Source organism: Frankia sp. R43, from assembly GCF_001306465.1.
In the GTDB taxonomy this organism is placed as follows: domain Bacteria; phylum Actinomycetota; class Actinomycetes; order Frankiales; family Frankiaceae; genus Parafrankia; species Parafrankia irregularis.
The window spans coordinates 426988-444096 of record NZ_LFCW01000003.1 but is presented as its reverse complement, the minus strand read 5'-3'; the positions used below and the strand labels follow the sequence as shown (position 1 = coordinate 444096).

Genomic DNA, 17109 nt, shown 5'->3' with positions numbered 1-17109 from the left:
TACCCCGCGGGGGCGTCCGGTGAGAGCCCAATCGCTGGGCTCATACCGGTCAGCCTACGGTCATCGGAGGCGTCCCCGCTCGTCCACACAGCCCGTTCGGCGTCACAGCACGATCGGGTGTCCGAATTGAGAGGTGGTGATGCCAATGCGTCGCACCTGGCCCGCCACCGAGGAGCCTGCCGGGTGAAACCGGCAGACCCACCGGGGACCACAGCCATGGCCTGCCCGACCCCCGCCGGGCCCGCGGGAAGGCAGGCCCGGCGACGCCGCACGCGACCGGAGGTTCAGCGCGCTGCGGCGAGCCGCGAGGACTTCCGGGTCTTGATCACTTCGTCGATGAGGCCGTACTCCTTGGCCTCCTCGGAGCTGAGGATCTTGTCGCGCTCGATGTCCTTGCGGATGTCCTCTTCGTTGCGGCCGGTGTGCTCGGCGAGCATCCGCTCCAGCAGCGTGCGCATCCGCAGGATCTCGCGCGCCTGGATCTCGATGTCGCTCGACTGGCCCTCACCCTGCGCGGACGGCTGGTGGATGAGGATCCGGCTGTTCTGCAGCGCGAACCGCTTACCGGGCGTACCCGCCGCGAGCAGCACCGCCGCCGCCGACGCCGCCTGGCCCATGCAGATCGTCTGGATGTCGGGCCGGACGAACTGCATCGTGTCGTAGATGGCGGTCAGCGAGGTGAACGAGCCACCCGGCGAGTTGATGTAGATCGAGATGTCGCGGTCCGGGTCCTCGGACTCCAGGAACAGCAGCTGCGCCATCACGTCGTTCGCCGACGTGTCGTCGATGGGCGCGCCGAGGAAGACGATCCGCTCCTTCAGGAGCTTCGAGTACGGATCCATGCCGTACTCGCCGCGGGACGTCTTCTCGATGATGTTGGGGAGGACGTACCGGCTCTGCGGCCCGTAGTAGCCCTGTGATCCGTACATGGTGACTGCCTCCGAGGAGAGCGGGTGACGAGGGTCGGGACTTCTCCGGCGGCTTGCGGCCGTGGGGGTACGTCAGCTCACCGGGCCTTCGCTGGGAACCTGGCGGGCCCGCTGGACGACGTGGTCCACGAAGCCGTAGTCCTTCGCTTCATCGGCGGTGAACCACCGGTCGCGGTCGGAGTCACGCTCGATCTGCTCGACCGGCTGACCCGTGTGGAACGCGATGCGCTCCTGCATCATCCGCTTCGTGTACAGCATCTGCTCAGCCTGGATCGCGATGTCGGAGGCCGTACCGCCGATGCCGCCGGAAGGCTGGTGCATCATGATCCGCGCGTGCGGCAGCGAGTAACGCTTGCCCGGCGCACCCGCGCAGAGCAGGAACTGGCCCATCGACGCGGCAAGGCCGAGCGAGACCGTGGCGACGTCGTTCTCCACGTACTGCATGGTGTCGTAGATCGCCATGCCGGCGCTCACCGATCCACCGGGCGAGTTGATGTAAAGGAAGATGTCCCGCTGGGGGTCCTCGGCGTTGAGCAGCAGCAGCTGCGCACAGATCGCGTTGGCGATCGAGTCCTCCACCACCGAACCAAGGAAGATGATCCGCTCGCGGAGCAGCCGGTTGAACACCTGCTCGTCGAAGCCGGGACCGCTCTGGCCGGGAGAGCGCAGACTCGGGCCCGGGACAGCCAGGCGAGGGGCGGCGATGTCACTCACAGTCGGATCCTCGGCTTCCTTTGGCGGCATCTGATTGACCGGCTCGACACTATCTGTGACCCGAGCCGGTTCCGGTGCTTCTCCCTCGATGTTCGCGCTGGGCGTGAGGCTGGGCCAGTCCGGCATCCCTGTGCTCCGAGCACCTACGGACCCGAGCCGAAGCCCACAGCGTGCCCTGCGGTGTCCACCTGTGGTTCCCGGACACGCGGACGGCCCCCGGTACCCGGTCCATCAGGACCGAATTCCGGAGGCCGCCCCACAACGCCGCGTCAGGCCCGGAAACGCCCGGGCCCGCCACTACTTCGAATCGCCCGCGTCAGCCTCGGCGTCGCCCGCATCGCTCTGAGCGTCCGAGTCGGCGTCAGCGGCCGCAGCCACCGGACCCGCCGCGCCCGTCGGAAGCTCCTCGGCGTCAAGCTCGTCGGAGATGTCCACGACGTCGTCACCCTCATCGGCCGACGGCCGACGAGGCAGGTGCAACTCCACCGGGTTTCCCTCGGAGTCGACGACCTTCACGTTCTCCAACAGCAGGAACAGCGCCTTCGTCCGGAGCACGTCCGCCATCAGGGCGGTCAGGCCCTCACCCTGCGCCAGGTGCTGAGCGTACTGATCCGGCTGCACACCGGCCCGCTGCGCCCGCATCAGAATCTGCTCCATCAGCTCGCCCTGGTCCAGCCCGATCGACTCCGCGTCGATCACAGCGTCCAGGATGAACTGCGACCGGATCGCCTTACCGGCCGAGTCACGCACCTCGGAGTCGAACTCCTCCGCGGACTGCCCCAGGGTCTCCAGGTAGGCCGCCCGGTCCGTCCCCATGTGCTCCAGCTCGTGCGACAGGCGGTGCTCACGCGCCTCCAGCTCGCCCGCCAGCACCGACTCCGGAACCGGCACCTCGACCAGCTCGACCAGCTTGTCGAGCAGCTTCTCGCGGGCCTCGCCCAGCTGCTCCTGCTTCCGGACGGTCTCCAGCCGGGTCCGAACATCCGCACGCAGCTCGTCCAGAGTGTCGAACTCGCTGGCCGTCGTGGCGAAATCGTCGTCGAGCTCCGGGAGCTCCTTCTCCTTCACCCCACGGACAACCGCCGTCACCTGGGCCGTCCGCCCGGCGTACTCGCCGGCGAGCAGCTCGGTGTCGAAGGTGCGCTCGTCGCCGTCCGAAGCACCGGTGATCGCCTCATCGATGCCGTCGATCAGGTTCCCGCTGCCCACCTCGTACGACATCCCGGTGGCCGTGGCGTCCTCGATGGCCTCACCGTCCACCGACGCGGACAGGTCCAGCGACACGAAGTCGCCCTCCTGCACCGCACGCTCCACCGGCTTCAGGACCGCGAACCGGTCGCGCAGAGTACCGAGGTACTCCTCGACCTTCTCGTCCGACACGACCGCCGGCTCGACAACCAGCTCCAGGTCACCGAACTCCGGCAGCGTCACATCCGGACGGACATCCACCTCGGCGGTGAACACCAGCTGAGCGCCGTCGGCGAACTCGGTGATGTCCACCTCCGGCCGCGACAGGACGTCGACCTCCTCGGCCTGGACAGCCTCCGAGTACAGGCGCGGCAGCGCCTCCTGGATCGCCTCGTCAAGGATCACACCCCGCCCGAGGCGCTGGTCGAGGATGCGCGGCGGAACCTTGCCCGGGCGGAACCCGCTGACACGCACCTGACGCGCCAGCTTGCGGTAGGTGGCATCGACGGACGGCTTGAGCTCGTCGAAGGGCACCTCGACGGTCAGCTTGACCCGGGTAGGACTGAGGGTCTCCTTGGTGGCCTTCACGGCGCGGCGGTCTCCTGGTACGACGTCGGACGGGGTGATGCGCCGAGAGTATCGGTCGGGGCGGGGAGACTCGAACTCCCGATCTCCTGCACCCAAAGCAGGCGCGCTAGCCACTACGCTACGCCCCGAGGCGTTGCATCCCCATCCTACGGGGTAAGCTCGTCCTCATCACCAACGCGGGTGTAGCTCAATGGCAGAGCCCCAGCCTTCCAAGCTGGCCATGCCGGTTCGATCCCGGTCACCCGCTCGAGCTGGGATTCCTATGCCCAAAGCCGTTGGCTTTGGGCCTTTGGCCGTTATTTTGTCGGGGGGCGTTGCCCCCCGGAGCCCCCCTGCCGCTGGCGGGGTGGGGGCCCCGGGCGTTTGGAGTGTGGTGGGTGTGCTGGGGTTTCGGGGGCGAGGCCCCCGGACCCCCCAAACCCCCTGAGCCGCTGGGGTTTCGGGGGTGGTGCCCCCGGGCCTCCGAACCCTTGGGGCGCTGGGGTTTTCCGGGGTGGTGACCTTGGGTCCTCATTGGCCGTTTAGGCGGTGGGGGCCTGGGGGTGAGGGCCCTGAGCTGGTGGGTTTCGGCGTGTGGGTCGTGTCGGTGAAGCCGGTTCGGGGGTGGGGCGGCTTGCGTTGGGCTCCCGTGCCCGGGGCCTGTTTCCTGAGCTGGTCTTGTGCCCTGAGCTGAAAGTTCGGGTCGGTCGTCGGTTCGGGGGTGGCGGAGCCGGGTTTCTCGGCACTGGAGAAGCGTCCAGGCGGATCGGTTCGACACTCTCCGAGATTTGCCGGGTTCGGAGCGTCGCCATAGTCCAGGCGGCCGGAATCGCCCCGGAACGACTGGGTGGGCGACGAACCTCCCGACTCGGGGGCTCCCCGCCGGATGGTCGGGCGCACAGGGTCGCCGACTCGGTGGCGGACCACTGGAGTGACCGACCATCCCATGGCGGATGGTTGTGCGTTGATTGCCGCCGATTTTGCACATGTTGGGGGTTCTCGACGGTGACCTTGGGGCCGAGTCGATACTGTCCGTGGTCGGTCGCATCGCCTTTGTGATCCCGCGGGTCGGCGGGGTGACTCCGGCCGTCCGGGCACTTCGGGGTGCTTCAGTCGCTTCGGGTCGCGTCGCCCGTACGGGCGATCTGAGGGTTTTCGGGGGCCGGGCAGGTCAGGGGGCCGCACGGGCCCCTGGTGGGTGGCGCGTGTGCAGGTCCTGGTGGGGCGGTGGCGGCCGTAGGGTGCGCGGTGTTGCTCTCGTTGCCCTCGCCCCGGGAGGCGTCATCAGCGAAGGAACACGCACCCTCCGCGCGTGGCTGCCGATCGCCGCCTGTGCCGGAATCGGCCTCAACAGCCTGCGGCTGCGTGCGCGGGTGCGCGCGCTGGCGGTGATTCCGCCAGCCGAGCAGGCCGTGCATCCCTCGCACCGGTTCCTGGTCGCCGGCGGCGTCCGGCTCGACGAGGCACAGCGGCGGGCGGCGAGTGCGTACGCGCTCCGGGAGGGCCTGTCCGTCCTGGATCTGGTGCCTGCCGAGATGGCCGCCCATGAGGTGCTCGACCTGGCGCGGATGGTCGATCCACGGGCCGACCGGCCAAGCCTGCTCACCTCGGGGCGCGGTGCCTTCCAGGCCCTGCTCGTCGAACAGGACGTATGGGAACGCGCCGGACTGGATCTGCCGACGCCGACCCGTGTCGAGCTCGTCGCGGCCACCGCGACGCTGCGGCTTCATGCGTGGACCGCGACGGGGCTGGCGATTCTGCCGGGGCTCTCGGCGGGTGCGGGGTCCGCGACGCAGCGGCTGGAGATCGAGTTCGCCGCCTACCCCTGGGCTCCCGGTATGCCGTTCATGCCGCTCGCCCGTGACCTCGCGGTGGTAGCCGGCATGGCCGCAGCGCCAGCCTGGGCGCTCGGCGCCGCCCTGCTCGGATGGGTGCAGCCCCTGATGGTGAGTGCGGGGCGGATTCGGCTCACGGCGGGTGAGCTGGCCCGCAGCCCGCTCACCCGCCGGCTGCCGATGCTGCGGTTTCTCGTCTCACCGGTCGTCGCCAGGCGGACCGCACCGGCAACCACCGCTGGCACGAGCGTGACCGACGCCACAACCACCGCCCCTGCCACCACTGCCACTGCCACCAATGCCACTGCCACTGCCGTTGCTGCCACCGCCGCCGCGTGGACGCCTCGGCCTGGGCCACCGGTGCCGGAGCCCGCGGTGCTGGCGGCGAAGAGGCGCCAGTACGCGGCCGACCTCGCCGCCGGCGTCGACAGGTTCCTGGAACCGCCGTTCACGGCCTGCCCCTGGTGCGGCGGAGCCGAGCTGGCACTCGAACTGCTCGGCGCCGACTGCTTCCAGGCGAAGCCCGGCGTGTTCCGGTACGACCGGTGCCGCGACTGCGGCCACGTCTTCCAGAACCCACGGCTGACCCTGGCCGGGCTCGAGTTCTACTACCGGGACTTCTACTCCGGTCTCGGCGCCCGCCTGGTCGAGGAGCTCTTCAGCCGCAACACCGCCACCTACCTGGACCGGGCCCGCATCGACATCCCCGCGCCGCGGCGCTGGCTCGACGTCGGCGGGGGCTTCGGCCACTTCTGCGCGACCGCTCGGGAGGTCTGGCCGACGACGTCCTTCGACGGCCTGGACATCGGCGAGAGCATCGGCCAGGCCGAACGCCGGGGCTGGATCGAGCATGCCTACCGGGGCCGGCTGCCCGACCTGGCGGCCACCCTGCGCGACCGTTACGACGTGGTCAGCATGTTCCACTACCTGGAGCACACCCGAGACCCCCGGGAGGAGCTGCAGGCCGCCGCGCAGGTTCTCGCCCCGGGCGGGCACCTGCTCGTCGAGCTGCCGAATCCGCACTGCCCCACCGGCCGTTGGTTCGGCACGTACTGGCCCGGCTGGCTGGTCCCCCAGCATCAGCACCTCCTCCCGGCCGACAACCTGACCGCCGCTCTGGACGACCTCGGGCTGAAGGTTCTCGACGTGCGGTTCGGTCCAGCCCACCAGGGCGGGGACGCCCCGATCGCGCTGTGGGGGGCCTGGCAGCGGGCCGCCCCGCCACCGACCAGCCCGTGGCTGGACGTCGCGAGCCCCGCGGCGGCGCGGGTGCGGCGGGTCCTGCTCGGCGCGGTGACGGCCGCGGTGATGCCGGCGGCGATCGCCTGGGATGCGGCGAGCCGCCGCTATCTCACCGCCGGCCGGCGTTCGAACGCATACCGGGTGCTGGCCGCGCGGAGGTGACGGATCGGAGTCGCCACGCGACAAAGCGGCTTCCCATGATCCCGTGACCGGCGAACTACCCTCTGCTGGCGAAGCGGCCGTGTCAGTGAGGGACCGGCGCGGCGCGCGTCTCGGGGGGTGGCACGGAGCCGTGGCTGGACGGGGTGTCGCTCGGGTGCTGGGGGTACTGGCCGCGGCAGTGAGCGTGTTCGCGCTCGCCGGCTGCGGCGGGCAGGTCACCGGCGAGGCCCGCGGGCCATGGCCCGTTGCCCGGCCGGGGCCGAGCATCGTCCCGCCTGATGCGGGGCGCGGCGGTGACGAACCGGGCCACGCCGACGATCCGCGGCCGGCCGACGCCACGATCCTGGCCCTGCCCGCAGGCTGGGCCTGGGTCGCCTACGCCACGGTGCCCCGCCTGGAGATCTTCGCGGATCGCCGCGGCGGCGAGCCGCGCTGGACCCTGGACAATCCCAATCCGCGTGGCATCACCCTGGTGCTCGGCGTGGAGGAGAGGCAGCGCGACTGGCTTCGGGTCCGGGTGCCCGTCCGGCCGAACAACAGCATCGGCTGGGTGCGGGCAGCCGACGTCCGTCTCACGACGACGCCCTACGAGCTGCTGGTCGACCGCCGGGCGCACCGGCTGACCGTCTTCCGTGACGGGGCGGTCGCCGCGAAGCTCCCGGTCGGCATCGGCACCGGTTCGACACCGACGCCACGCGGCGTGTTCTACCTGACCGAGCTGCTGCGCCCGGCGGACCCGAACGGCCCCTGGGGACCGTTCGCCTTCGGGCTTTCCGGCTTCTCGGACGTCATCACCCAGTTCAACGGGGCCGACGGCATCATCGGGCTGCACGGCACCAACCGCCCGGACCTTGTCGGCTCGGACGTCAGCATGGGATGTATCAGGCTGCGCAACGATGACCTGCTGCGCCTGGTGGGTCTCGTCCCACTCGGGACGCCCATCACGATCGTGGGCTGAGCGCGCTGCGCCCACCACCCGCGGGCGTTCAGGGCTCGACGTAGTCGAACACCCGCCGGTAGGGCAGATCCAGCAACGCCTCGATCGAGACTCCGCAGGAGGCGAGCGCGAGCGCTGCGGGCAGGGCGGCGAGCAGGAGCCGGTTACGCCGCTGCGGGGCTGCGAGCAGCGCCGCGACCCGCCGCGGAACAGGGCCGGGTCGTGGGCCGCCACCGGCCGCGACCGCCCGCAGCTTGGCGGTGCGTGGCTCGCGGAGGCGACCGGGGAACAGCCGCCGGCCGGGCCGCCTTTCGGCCGCGCCGACGACGGCGGACTCTTCAACCGCGGCCTGCTCGACGACAGCCTGCTCGGTGGCGGCCAGCGCGGCCGTGCCGACGACGTGCGCGACCGAACGGCGATCACCCACCACGCTCGCCGCCTGCTCGTCGGCCCACCGTTCGATCGCGTAGTCGATCACGGTGACCATCGGCCACAGGGGCGGTAACGCGGCCGCCGCGAGGCGTGCGCCGAAGGAGAACCGGTGGTGCCGACCGGCCAGATGCGCCCGCTCGTGCGCGAACAACGCCTGGTGCCGGCCCGCGCCGACCGCGGTGAGCATGCCCTCGGTGACGACGATGCGCCCCGGGACGCCGGGAAGGGCGAAGGCGTCCGCGCGACCATCGGGGATCACCACGATCTCACCGGTGCCCGGCAGCGCGGCAGCTTCAGCTCGGGCGGCCCGCACGGACCTGAACTGACTCCGCCCGGTCACCAGCACCGAGATCATCGCGACCGTGACCAGCAGCAGGCATGCCCAGGACGCCCACAGCGGCATCTCGCCGGACTGCCAGGACATCACCACCGGTTGGTGCGCCGGCGACAGCCCGACGACCCGCGCCACCGCCGGCATGCCGAACGCGACCAGGCTCAGCGTGCTCGCGGCGGCGAACAGGCCCGCGGCGGCCGTGTAGCCGAAGGCCACGGCGCGCGGTGGCAGCAGGTCGACCAGGATGCGCCCGGCGACCACACCCGCGGCCGGAGCGAGAACGACCGAGACAAGCAGTTGATCGACGGCCACGGCTCGCCCTATCGGCTGGGCTCGGAGCCAGGCGCCGTGCCGGCCCCGCCACCGTCGCCGTGGGCCTGCAGGTCGCCGCCGGCCAGGGGCACACCACCCGGCTGGGCGGGGGCGGAGGCCAGCAGGTCCCGAACCAGCGCCTCGTCCGTGGGGGAGAGCGCCGCGATGAAGTGGGTGAGCGCGCGTCTGTGGTCGGCCTGGCCGGCGAGCAGCCGGTTCATCCGCCAGGCGACGAGCGTGGCCGGATCGCCGGGCGCCGAGTACAGGTAGGCCCGCCCATGGCGCCGACGAGTGACCACGCCCTTGGCATGAAGCCGGGTGAGCGTGGTGACCACCGCGCTGTAGGAGAGCCTCCCGGAGTCCGGAAGGAGGTCGCGTACCTCACCGGGAGAGAGTTCCCCGGAGCTGTGCAGCACGCCAAGCACCTCCTCCTCCAACGAACCAGGTGGCCGGCGCCGCGCGGCCGGCACTGCCTCGGCCGGCACTGCCTCGGGCAGCACTGCCTCGATCGGCGCCGCATCGGACGGCTCCGCGTCGGTCGACGATGTCGCGTCATCCATCAGAACGGCTCCCCAGCGGTACTCGGGGAGCCGAAACGATGCGTCGCCCGGGCGGCACCCCCATGCAGCGCATTTCCCCTCCGCCTCACATCGCACCACGATACGAGCGGTTGGGCGAAACTCCCACGAACGGGCCGGGTGGGACACCGAAGGCCCACGACCACCACACCGCTCAGCCAATGACCTCCCCGGTGTTCCCGGTATCCGCGGGAACATAGACGGCACGGCCGGTACGCAGGTCAAGACACAGGTCACCGCCCGGATCACACGCCGCGGGCCCCGTTCGGTCGGCTCCCCCGCGGTGATCGTCCCTGCCGACGAGATCGACACCGCGAGCACACCCGGGCTCCGGGCCACGGCCCGCCTCCCAGGGACGCAGACCGAAGCGGACTCGGCAGGTACCGGTCACCGGCGGTGGGAACGTCGCCCGGCACCGGCTCCCGGCCACCTCGACCGCGGCGCAGGCGACCGGGAGGCCCGCCAACCCGTCGTCGACCGGCGCACCGGGCCGGTAGGAGCACATGAACAGCGGCCGGGCCGGTGAGACGGCCAGTGCCCGCCCCGGTGACGCTGCCGGCCCTGGTGACGCTGCCGCCCCTGCGCACGGCCGTAGCACGAAGAAGAGCGTCAGGGCCGCGCCGTCGAGCCGAACTCCTCGTGCGACGACCCCGGCTCCCGGCACCAGCTCGCCGAGATCGAGGTCGAACCGGTAGTCCAGGTCCTGCGGCTCCGGCACTCCCCCGGCCCGGACGGGCCCCTCATCCGCACCGGTCGCGGGCACGCCGACGCCGGGCACGCCGACGCGGGACGCGGCGCGTGCGGTCAGCGGGTCGACGGGACCAACCGGGCCCCGCCGGCGGGAACGGCGACAGGCCACCATTCGATGAAAACACCGTCCGGGCCAAGGTTCGCGGCGAACCCGCGTCCGGCCACCTTCGGGCACCCCGGAGCTGGTTTCTCCGGGCAGCTCCCGGTGGGCCGGCCAACCAGCCGCGCCCCGCATGACATCAGCCAGGCCGAACACAGCGTGAGGCGTGGTCCGGACGGACGCGTCGACGTGTCAGGCCGGCTCACGGAATCGCAGGGGATGTTGCGGGCGGATATGGTGCCGGCATGTCGACCTTCAGGATCAGCGAGGTCGCCGGCCTGCTCGGCGTGAGCGACGACACAGTGCGTCGCTGGGCGGACGGCGGACGGCTGCCCACCGTTCGAGACGGCGCGGGCAGGCAGGCGGTCGAAGGCGCGGTGCTCGCGCAGTTCGCCATCGACATGGCCGGTGAGCTCCCGCTGAGTTCGCCCTCCATCGTCGGCGCCTCCGCCCGCAACCGGTTTCCCGGCATCGTGACCAGGGTGCGCCGCGATGAGGTGATGGCCCAGGTCGAGATCCAGTCCGGCCGGCACCGGGTGGTGTCGCTGATGAGCCGCGAGGCCGCCGACGAGCTCGGGCTGGAACCAGGCGTCCTCGCCGTCGGCACGGTGAAGGCGACCAACGTGGTCATCGAGCTGCCCGAGCGGCACTGACGGACGTCGTCCGGCACCGGCACAGTCCGCCGGATGGCCGCTACCGGACGCGCTCCGACCGGTTCCCTCGGCCAGGTCCCGTCAGCCAGGTCCCGTCAGCCAGGTCCCGTCAGCCGGCCGCGGCCTGGGCTGCCGCGAGGTCCTTCGCGTCGATCCAGTCACTGAGGATGTCGCCGAACACGGTCGGGTCCTCGCCCCTGTTCCAGAAGGCCGTCGCGCTCTGCACCACCCGTGCGCCCGCGGCCAGGTAGTCGACGACGTCACGGCCGTTCTGGACGCCCGCCACACCGATGATGTCCATCCGCTCGGGCAGGAGCTGGCGGAGCTGTCGCACCTGGCCGAGCCCAACCGGCTTCAGCGCCGCACCGCTCAGCCCGGCGAGCCCGACATCGAGGACAGGACGCAGCCGATCGTCGAGGACCAGCGCGTTCGGGAAGGTGTTGATCGCCGTGACGAAGCTCGGCCCACCCGAGACGCCGGATCGGCGGGCGAGCAGCCCCGCCAGCTCGCCCAGCGCCTCCGGGTCGGAGAACGGCGAGAGCTTGACCCCGTAGGGCGGCGCCGGGCGTGACGCCGCGGCGAGAGCCGCCTCGACGGCCGCGCAGATCGCCTCGGTCTGCCCCGGGTCGAAACACGCGATCCGCTTCTGTTGCCCGCCATCCCAGACGTTGGGGCAGGCGAGGTTGAGCTCGATCAGGTCCGCTCCCGCGTCGGCGGCGACGCGGGCCAGGTCCGCGTATTCGTCGGCGGCGAAACCCGCCACGCTGACCACCAGCGGCTTGGCGTGGTTGTGCGCGGCGTCGACCATGGCCGGAAGCTGCTCGCGGTAGTAGGAGATGCCGCGGTTCGGCAGCCCGAGGGCGTTGAGGGATCCGCCGGGACCCGACCAGTAGACCTCGCCGCTGTTGCCAGCCCGAGCGTCCCGGGTGATCGATCCCACCACGACGGCGGAGGCCGCGCTGCGGGCGAGCGCCGTGACGTCCGCCAGCGTCTTGCAGGTACCGGCCGCGTTCATGATCGGATGCTCGAAGGCCACCCCCGCGACCACGAACTCGGCGGTCACCGGAGCCGCCGCCGGCTGTGTGTCCTGGCCCGCGGACGCGACGTCCCTGTCGTTTTCACCCATCTGACCAGCGTAACGACCCGCCAGGACGGCGCTGGCGAGGTCAGGTCACCCGCCGGTGCCCCACGCCCACCGGCACGGCCCCCACGACGGAGCCCGTCCCCACCACCTCTGCCGCCCCCAGCGCGGGCCCCGCCGCGACAACCTCGTCGGGAGCCGACACGACGCCCCGGACCTGTCGCCACAGCAGCGGCAGCACGGCCGCGACCGCGACCGCCGCGACGGCGGTGAGCAGGAACGGAAGGTGCACGTTCGCCGAGTACAGGGCGCCGGAGGTCAGCGCCGCGAACGCCGTGGCGGCGGTCTGCGTCGTGGTGAACAGGCCCTGCGCCCGCCCGGTACCCACACGCCCGGCCTCCTGGGCCAGCAGCGACTGGGCGGCCGGGAAGCTGACCGCCAGGGCGATCGCCTCGACGCAGCACACCAGCATGATCAGCCAGAAGGAGTCGATGAACGAGTAGCTGGCGACGGTGCAGGCCATCGCCAGCGTCGCGCCGGTCACGAGCCACCGGCGGTCGCTGTGGTCCGCGAGCCAGCCCGCGGGCAGCGCGCACACGATGTACGGCAGCGAGAAGAGGGTGAAGCTCAGCCCGATCATCTCTGTCGAGACGTCGCGGTCGGCCAGCAGGAGGCTCCAGCAGGTCTCGTAGGTTCCGACCGACAGCCCGTTCACCGCCGCCACCAGCAGCAGCCCGCCCACTCCGGCCCCGATCAGGGCGCGGAGTGACCCCGAGCGCGGCCCCGCCGCGGCAGCCGCGGCGGGGCTCGCGGGATTCGCGTGGCCCACGGGGGGCAGAGCGTCACCGCCGGCGGAGGCTCTCCCGTCCGGGCGGAGCAGGATGAGCACCGGCACGGCCGCGACCGCAGCGGCGACCGCCGCGCCGAGGAAGAGCAGGTCCATCTGCCGCTCACCGGCGAGGCCACCGAGCATCGGGCCGATCGCGGTACCGGCGATCTGGCCCGTGTAGACCGCGCTGACGGCACGCCCGGTCAGGTCCGCCGGCACGGTCGCCGCGACCGCGGTGAGAACGGCGACCTCGAACGCGCCGGCGCCGGCGCCCTGCAGCGCACGCACCACCGCGTCGCAGCCGAGGCCCGGGGAGACGATCAGACCGACGCTGCCCACCGCATACAGGACAAGGCCCCCCAGCAGCACCGGGCGATGCCCTCGGCTGGCCGTGAGCACTCCCGCCGGGTACTGCGACAGGAGCGAGCCGACGAAGAACGCCGCCATCACGACGCCGACGCCGCTGACGGAGACGTCGCGCTCCTCCAGGTAGAGCGGGAGCAGTGGCGCGATCGCGAAGGCTCCCAGCCACTGCAGCATCGTGGCGGTGGCCAGCGCCACGACCAGACGTCCCACGGATCCGTGGGTCAACGAGGCCTGCCCGGCCCCGTCGTCGACTACCAGGCCGGCCGGCATGCCGACCCGGCCGTCCCTCAATCTGCTCATCGCTCGCGTCCCCCGCCGTCCCCCGCCGGCCCGACACCCACGCCAGGCCCGGTGGACTCGGGCACCGGCCCGGACCTGGCGGGTGCCCGGGTCCCCGCCCGGCTCACCCCCACGACTACTACCGTCCGTCCAGACGGTCGGTCAACCCGCCGGGATCGTGATGAACACGCACGTCAAAGCGTCTTTGCTTGGTCGGTGGTGCACAATGGCGGTCGTGCCAGCCTCGGACCCGGCCGCCACTCGGCAGCGCCTGCTCGACGCGGCCTGGCGGGTCCTCACCCGCCACGGCGATCAGCCGCTGAGCCTCGACGCGGTGGCCCGCGAGGCCGAGGTCTCCAAGGGAGGCCTGCTCCACCACTTCCCCACCCGCGCGTCACTCATCGACGCCCTCTACGACCGGTGGAACGACGAGTTCGACGCGGAGGTGACCGGCCGCGCCGTTGTCGACGACCGGCCGGGGAGCTGGGTACGCGCCTATCTGGACGTCAGCACCGAGGGCAACGGCCAGCCGGGAGAGGCCGCCGCGGAGGTCGGCGTCCTCGCCGCGCTGATCGCCGACCCGAATCGCCTGCGCCAGTTCCGCGAACGCTACGACACCTGGCAGAGCCGGATCGTCGAGGACCGCATCGACCCGGCCCTGGCCACGCTGGTCCGCATGGCCGCCGACGGGATGTGGCTCGCCGACCTGCTGGGGCTGGCGCCGCCCACCGGCGATCTGCGCGGCCAGTTGCTCAGGATGCTGCGCGAACTCACGGTGCCGCCCGGCCAGCCGTCCGCGACGCCGCCGGTCTCCGAGGCTACCGGCGGCTGAGGCGGCTGACGGCTGGCAGCTGGCGGCTGGCCGCTGGCAGCCGAAGCCGCCCACGCACAGAACTGCCCGCGGCTGAGATCGCCTCAGCCGCGGGCGGTCTCAGCCACCGCTGACCCGTAGCCGCGACATCGGTGCCTGTCGGATCAGGCCGCTCCCCCGCTGCCCCACGGCCCCACCGGCGGCCCCGCCGGGGGCATGGCCGGTGGCCCCGCGGGACGCGGCGCGGCTGCAGGTGCCTGCGCCGTGGGCCGGGTCACCTTGGGGTCGATACGGCGCAGGGTCGACGACGTCGCGGCCAGCGCGGCGGCAGCGAGCAGCACACCGATGGTGATGTCGAGCAGCCAGATCCCCGCGCTGTGCTCCCACAGCGCATCGGCCGGGTCGGACCGCAGCACCTCGTTGCCCAGCTTGGAGACCTCGTTCAGGTCATCCGTGGACGCGAGCGCCGCGAAGCCCCACCGGGCGGGTACGAACCAGGAGATCTGCTCCAGGCCCGCCCGGCCGGAGACCGAGACGAGGCCGCCGGACAGGACGAGCTGCCCCATGGTCACCAGAACCAGGACGGGCATCGTCTTGTCGGCGTTGTCGACGAGGGTCGACACCAGCAGACCGATCATCATCGACGCCACCGCGGCCACGATCACCGCGATCAGGCACTCCGCCAGCGGCGCCCCCAGCAGGGCTGCCTGCGCCGGAGCCCGCCCGAGCAGGCCGATCAACGTGAAGATCACACACTGCAGGGTGGTGATCACCGTCAGAACGATGATCTTCGAACCGAGATAGGCGGTCCGGGACAGCCCGATCGTCCGTTCTCGCCGGTAGATATCGCGTTCCTTGACGATCTCGCGGACCGAGTTCGCCATCCCCATGAAGCAGGCACACAGCACCAGGACGACGAGCACCTTCATCGCGTCCGAATTGGGCCTGTCCGGCAGTGGATCGAGTCCGTCCGGCGCTGGGATGACCCGCGGGATGATCCCCAGCAGGAAGGGGAAGGCGAAGATCAGGCGCAGGTAGGAGCGGTCCGCCAGCACGACCTTCAGGTATCTGCGGGTCAGCGTCGCGAGCTGCGCGGACACCGGCTGCTGGCGCACGCTCGGCAGTGCCGTGGGCGCCTTGCGCACGGCCGGCGCGACGATCGCCGAGGGCACGAAGTACTCGGAGCCGCGGAAACGGGCCGCCATCTCGGCGCCGGGCGTGCGCTCCAGCTCCCGGAACACCGCCGCGAAGTCGCGGAAGTCCTCCTTGCCGAAGAAGCGCAGCGCCCCGTCGGCCGGGCCGAAGTAGGCGACGTGCCCACCCGGGGCCAGCACCAGGATGTAGTCGCAGAGATCCAGGAACAGCACGCTGTGCGTGACGACGATGACCGTGCGCCCGCCCTCGTCGGACGAGCCCGCGCCGCCGCCCTTGGCGAGGCCCTTCAGCGTCTCCATCACCGACTGGTCGTTCGCCGGGTCCAGACCCGAGGTGGGCTCGTCCAGGAACAGCAGCGACGGGCGGGTGAGCAGCTCCAGCGCCACCGACGTCCGCTTCTTCTGCCCGCCGGAGAGCCGGCTGACCGGGGTGTTCGCGTGCGCGGTGAGGCCGAGCTCGCCGATCACCTCCCCGACCCGCGTCCGGCGCTCCTCGGCGGTCGTGTCCGCCGGGAAGCGCAGCTCCGCGCCGTACTCGAGCGCCTCCCGCACCGTCAGCTGGGCGTGCAGCGGGTCGGCCTGCGGGACGTACCCGATGCGCCGGCGCAGCTCGTCGTACTCGGCGTACAGGTCACGGCCGGCGTAGCGGACCGAGCCGACGTCCGCCGGGCGGAAGCCGGTGAGTGCGTTGAGCAGGGTCGACTTGCCCGCACCGCTGGGGCCGACCACACCCAGCAGCGAACGCCCCGGCAGCCGGAACGTCATGTCGTGCATGAGCTGCTTCGTCCCGGCGAACACCGAGACGCCCTGCACCTCGAACGCGACGTCACCGGAGTCGACGTACTCGACCAGCGAGTCGCCTTCGAGCTGGTACAGGTGGTGACCGATGGCGATCACGTCGCGCTGGCCGACCGGCGCCCGCATCACCCGCTGGCCGTTGACGAAGGTGCCGTTGGCCGAGGCGAGATCGACGATCTCGACGCCGGCGGGACCGACCCGCAGCTCGGCATGGTTGCGCGAGGCGAGCAGGTCCGCGACGGCCACGTCGTTGCCACGGGAGCGCCCGAGCCGGATCGTGCCGGGCCGCAGCGGATGCACCCGCCGCGGCGCATGCACGATCGCGCTCTGCGACGTCGACGGATCCACCGGGAGCGACCCCGTGCGCGGGCCGGGAACCGGGATCCCTCCGGTTCCCGGCCCAGCGCCGGGAACCGGCGAAGGCCCGGAAGCCGGCGAGGCCCCGCGGGCGGGGGCTGACCAGCCAGGAGGCGCCGCGGGCGGAAGCTGCGGGCCCGCGGGAGCGGGCGGCAGGCCACCCGCCGCCGCGGCCTGGCCGGGGTACGGAACAGGTGCTGGCACCGGCCCCGGGCCCGAGGGCGGCGCCGGACGATGGGCCGGCCCGGCGCCCGGCCAGGCGGGGTTCACCGGCCCGGGCTGAGCCGCACCGGGTGAGCCCGGCGAACCGACGGGAGCAACCGGAGCCACCGGGCCCGCGGAGGCCTGCTGACCGGGCGCTACGGGACCCGGCTGACCCGGCGCCGCGGCGGCCGGGACCAGCACGATCTCGGGCCCGTCGGCCGCTCCGAGCCTGATCCGCACCTCATGCGCGCTCACGAAGAGATCGGCCGCGCGGCGGCCGTCCTGCCAGAGGCCGTTGACGCTCAGATCCTGCACCCGCCAGCCGCCGGCGACCGGTTCGAGCATGAGATGACGGCGGGAGACCCGACCGTCGTTCACGACGACGTCCGAGGTACGACCACGACCCACCACGCACGGCGCGTCGCCCGCCAGCATCGTCCGACCTGCCGGGGTGATCACGCTCAGCGTGGTCCGGTCCACCGGTTGCTCCCTTGCCC

The 17109-nt window shown here is 72.0% G+C and carries 13 protein-coding genes and 2 tRNA genes; 5 read left to right on the top strand and 10 right to left on the bottom strand.

Going from position 1 to position 17109, the window contains the following annotated elements; translation table 11 throughout:
- Positions 1 to 284: 284 nt before the first annotated feature.
- The 4 genes from ACG83_RS15470 to ACG83_RS15455 form a co-directional block, all read right to left on the bottom strand.
- The gene (locus ACG83_RS15470; RefSeq protein ID WP_006542685.1) at positions 285 to 929 is read right to left on the bottom strand and encodes an ATP-dependent Clp protease proteolytic subunit; all 645 of its coding nucleotides are present in this window, start codon (positions 927 to 929) and stop codon (positions 285 to 287) included.
- A 72-nt stretch (positions 930 to 1001) separates the two neighbouring features.
- Entirely contained in the window at positions 1002 to 1643 is a 642-nt protein-coding gene (locus ACG83_RS15465) for an ATP-dependent Clp protease proteolytic subunit (RefSeq protein ID WP_035953188.1), read from the bottom strand.
- Positions 1644 to 1940: 297 nt separating this feature from the next.
- Positions 1941 to 3419 (bottom strand): trigger factor, encoded by a 1479-nt coding sequence (gene tig / locus ACG83_RS15460; protein WP_054566907.1) that lies wholly within the window; start codon positions 3417 to 3419, stop codon positions 1941 to 1943.
- Between the two features lie 55 nt (positions 3420 to 3474).
- A tRNA-Pro gene (locus tag ACG83_RS15455) sits at positions 3475 to 3547 on the bottom strand.
- A 48-nt stretch (positions 3548 to 3595) separates the two neighbouring features.
- Between ACG83_RS15455 and ACG83_RS15450 the strand changes: the two genes are divergently transcribed.
- The 3 genes from ACG83_RS15450 to ACG83_RS15440 all read left to right on the top strand — a co-directional run bounded on the left by ACG83_RS15450 (position 3596) and on the right by ACG83_RS15440 (position 7595).
- Positions 3596 to 3666 (top strand) — tRNA-Gly (locus ACG83_RS15450).
- Positions 3667 to 4639: 973 nt separating this feature from the next.
- A complete protein-coding gene (locus ACG83_RS15445) occupies positions 4640 to 6637 on the top strand; it encodes a class I SAM-dependent methyltransferase (protein ID WP_235497923.1) in 1998 nt (665 codons plus the stop codon).
- A 130-nt stretch (positions 6638 to 6767) separates the two neighbouring features.
- Positions 6768 to 7595: a L,D-transpeptidase gene (locus ACG83_RS15440; protein ID WP_235497922.1), complete on the top strand. Its 828-nt coding sequence runs from the start codon at positions 6768 to 6770 to the stop codon at positions 7593 to 7595.
- Positions 7596 to 7623: 28 nt separating this feature from the next.
- Here ACG83_RS15440 and ACG83_RS15435 read toward each other — a convergent pair whose 3' ends face one another.
- The 3 genes from ACG83_RS15435 to ACG83_RS15425 form a co-directional block, all read right to left on the bottom strand.
- On the bottom strand, positions 7624 to 8652 hold the full coding sequence (locus ACG83_RS15435) for a M48 family metalloprotease (protein ID WP_054566906.1): 1029 nt from the start codon (positions 8650 to 8652) through the stop codon (positions 7624 to 7626).
- 8 nt (positions 8653 to 8660) lie between these two features.
- Positions 8661 to 9212, bottom strand: coding sequence for a BlaI/MecI/CopY family transcriptional regulator (locus ACG83_RS15430; RefSeq protein WP_054566905.1), 552 nt, complete (start codon positions 9210 to 9212; stop codon positions 8661 to 8663).
- Between the two features lie 172 nt (positions 9213 to 9384).
- On the bottom strand, positions 9385 to 10092 hold the full coding sequence (locus tag ACG83_RS15425) for a hypothetical protein (protein ID WP_054566904.1): 708 nt from the start codon (positions 10090 to 10092) through the stop codon (positions 9385 to 9387).
- Positions 10093 to 10325: 233 nt separating this feature from the next.
- Here ACG83_RS15425 and ACG83_RS15420 point away from each other — a divergent pair, with 233 nt between their 5' ends.
- Entirely contained in the window at positions 10326 to 10733 is a 408-nt protein-coding gene (locus ACG83_RS15420; protein WP_054566903.1) for a molybdopterin-binding protein, read from the top strand.
- 109 nt (positions 10734 to 10842) lie between these two features.
- Here ACG83_RS15420 and ACG83_RS15415 read toward each other — a convergent pair whose 3' ends face one another.
- Both ACG83_RS15415 and ACG83_RS15410 read right to left on the bottom strand, forming a co-directional pair.
- Positions 10843 to 11859 (bottom strand): dihydroorotate dehydrogenase, encoded by a 1017-nt coding sequence (locus ACG83_RS15415; protein WP_076825393.1) that lies wholly within the window; start codon positions 11857 to 11859, stop codon positions 10843 to 10845.
- A 40-nt stretch (positions 11860 to 11899) separates the two neighbouring features.
- Positions 11900 to 13309 (bottom strand): MFS transporter, encoded by a 1410-nt coding sequence (locus ACG83_RS15410; protein ID WP_054566902.1) that lies wholly within the window; start codon positions 13307 to 13309, stop codon positions 11900 to 11902.
- Positions 13310 to 13514: 205 nt separating this feature from the next.
- Between ACG83_RS15410 and ACG83_RS15405 the strand changes: the two genes are divergently transcribed.
- Entirely contained in the window at positions 13515 to 14120 is a 606-nt protein-coding gene (locus tag ACG83_RS15405) for a TetR/AcrR family transcriptional regulator (protein WP_054566901.1), read from the top strand.
- A gap of 143 nt (positions 14121 to 14263) precedes the next feature.
- Here the strand turns inward: ACG83_RS15405 and ACG83_RS15400 are convergent, their stop codons facing one another.
- Positions 14264 to 17092: an ATP-binding cassette domain-containing protein gene (locus ACG83_RS15400; protein WP_054566900.1), complete on the bottom strand. Its 2829-nt coding sequence runs from the start codon at positions 17090 to 17092 to the stop codon at positions 14264 to 14266.
- Positions 17093 to 17109 lie beyond the last annotated feature (17 nt).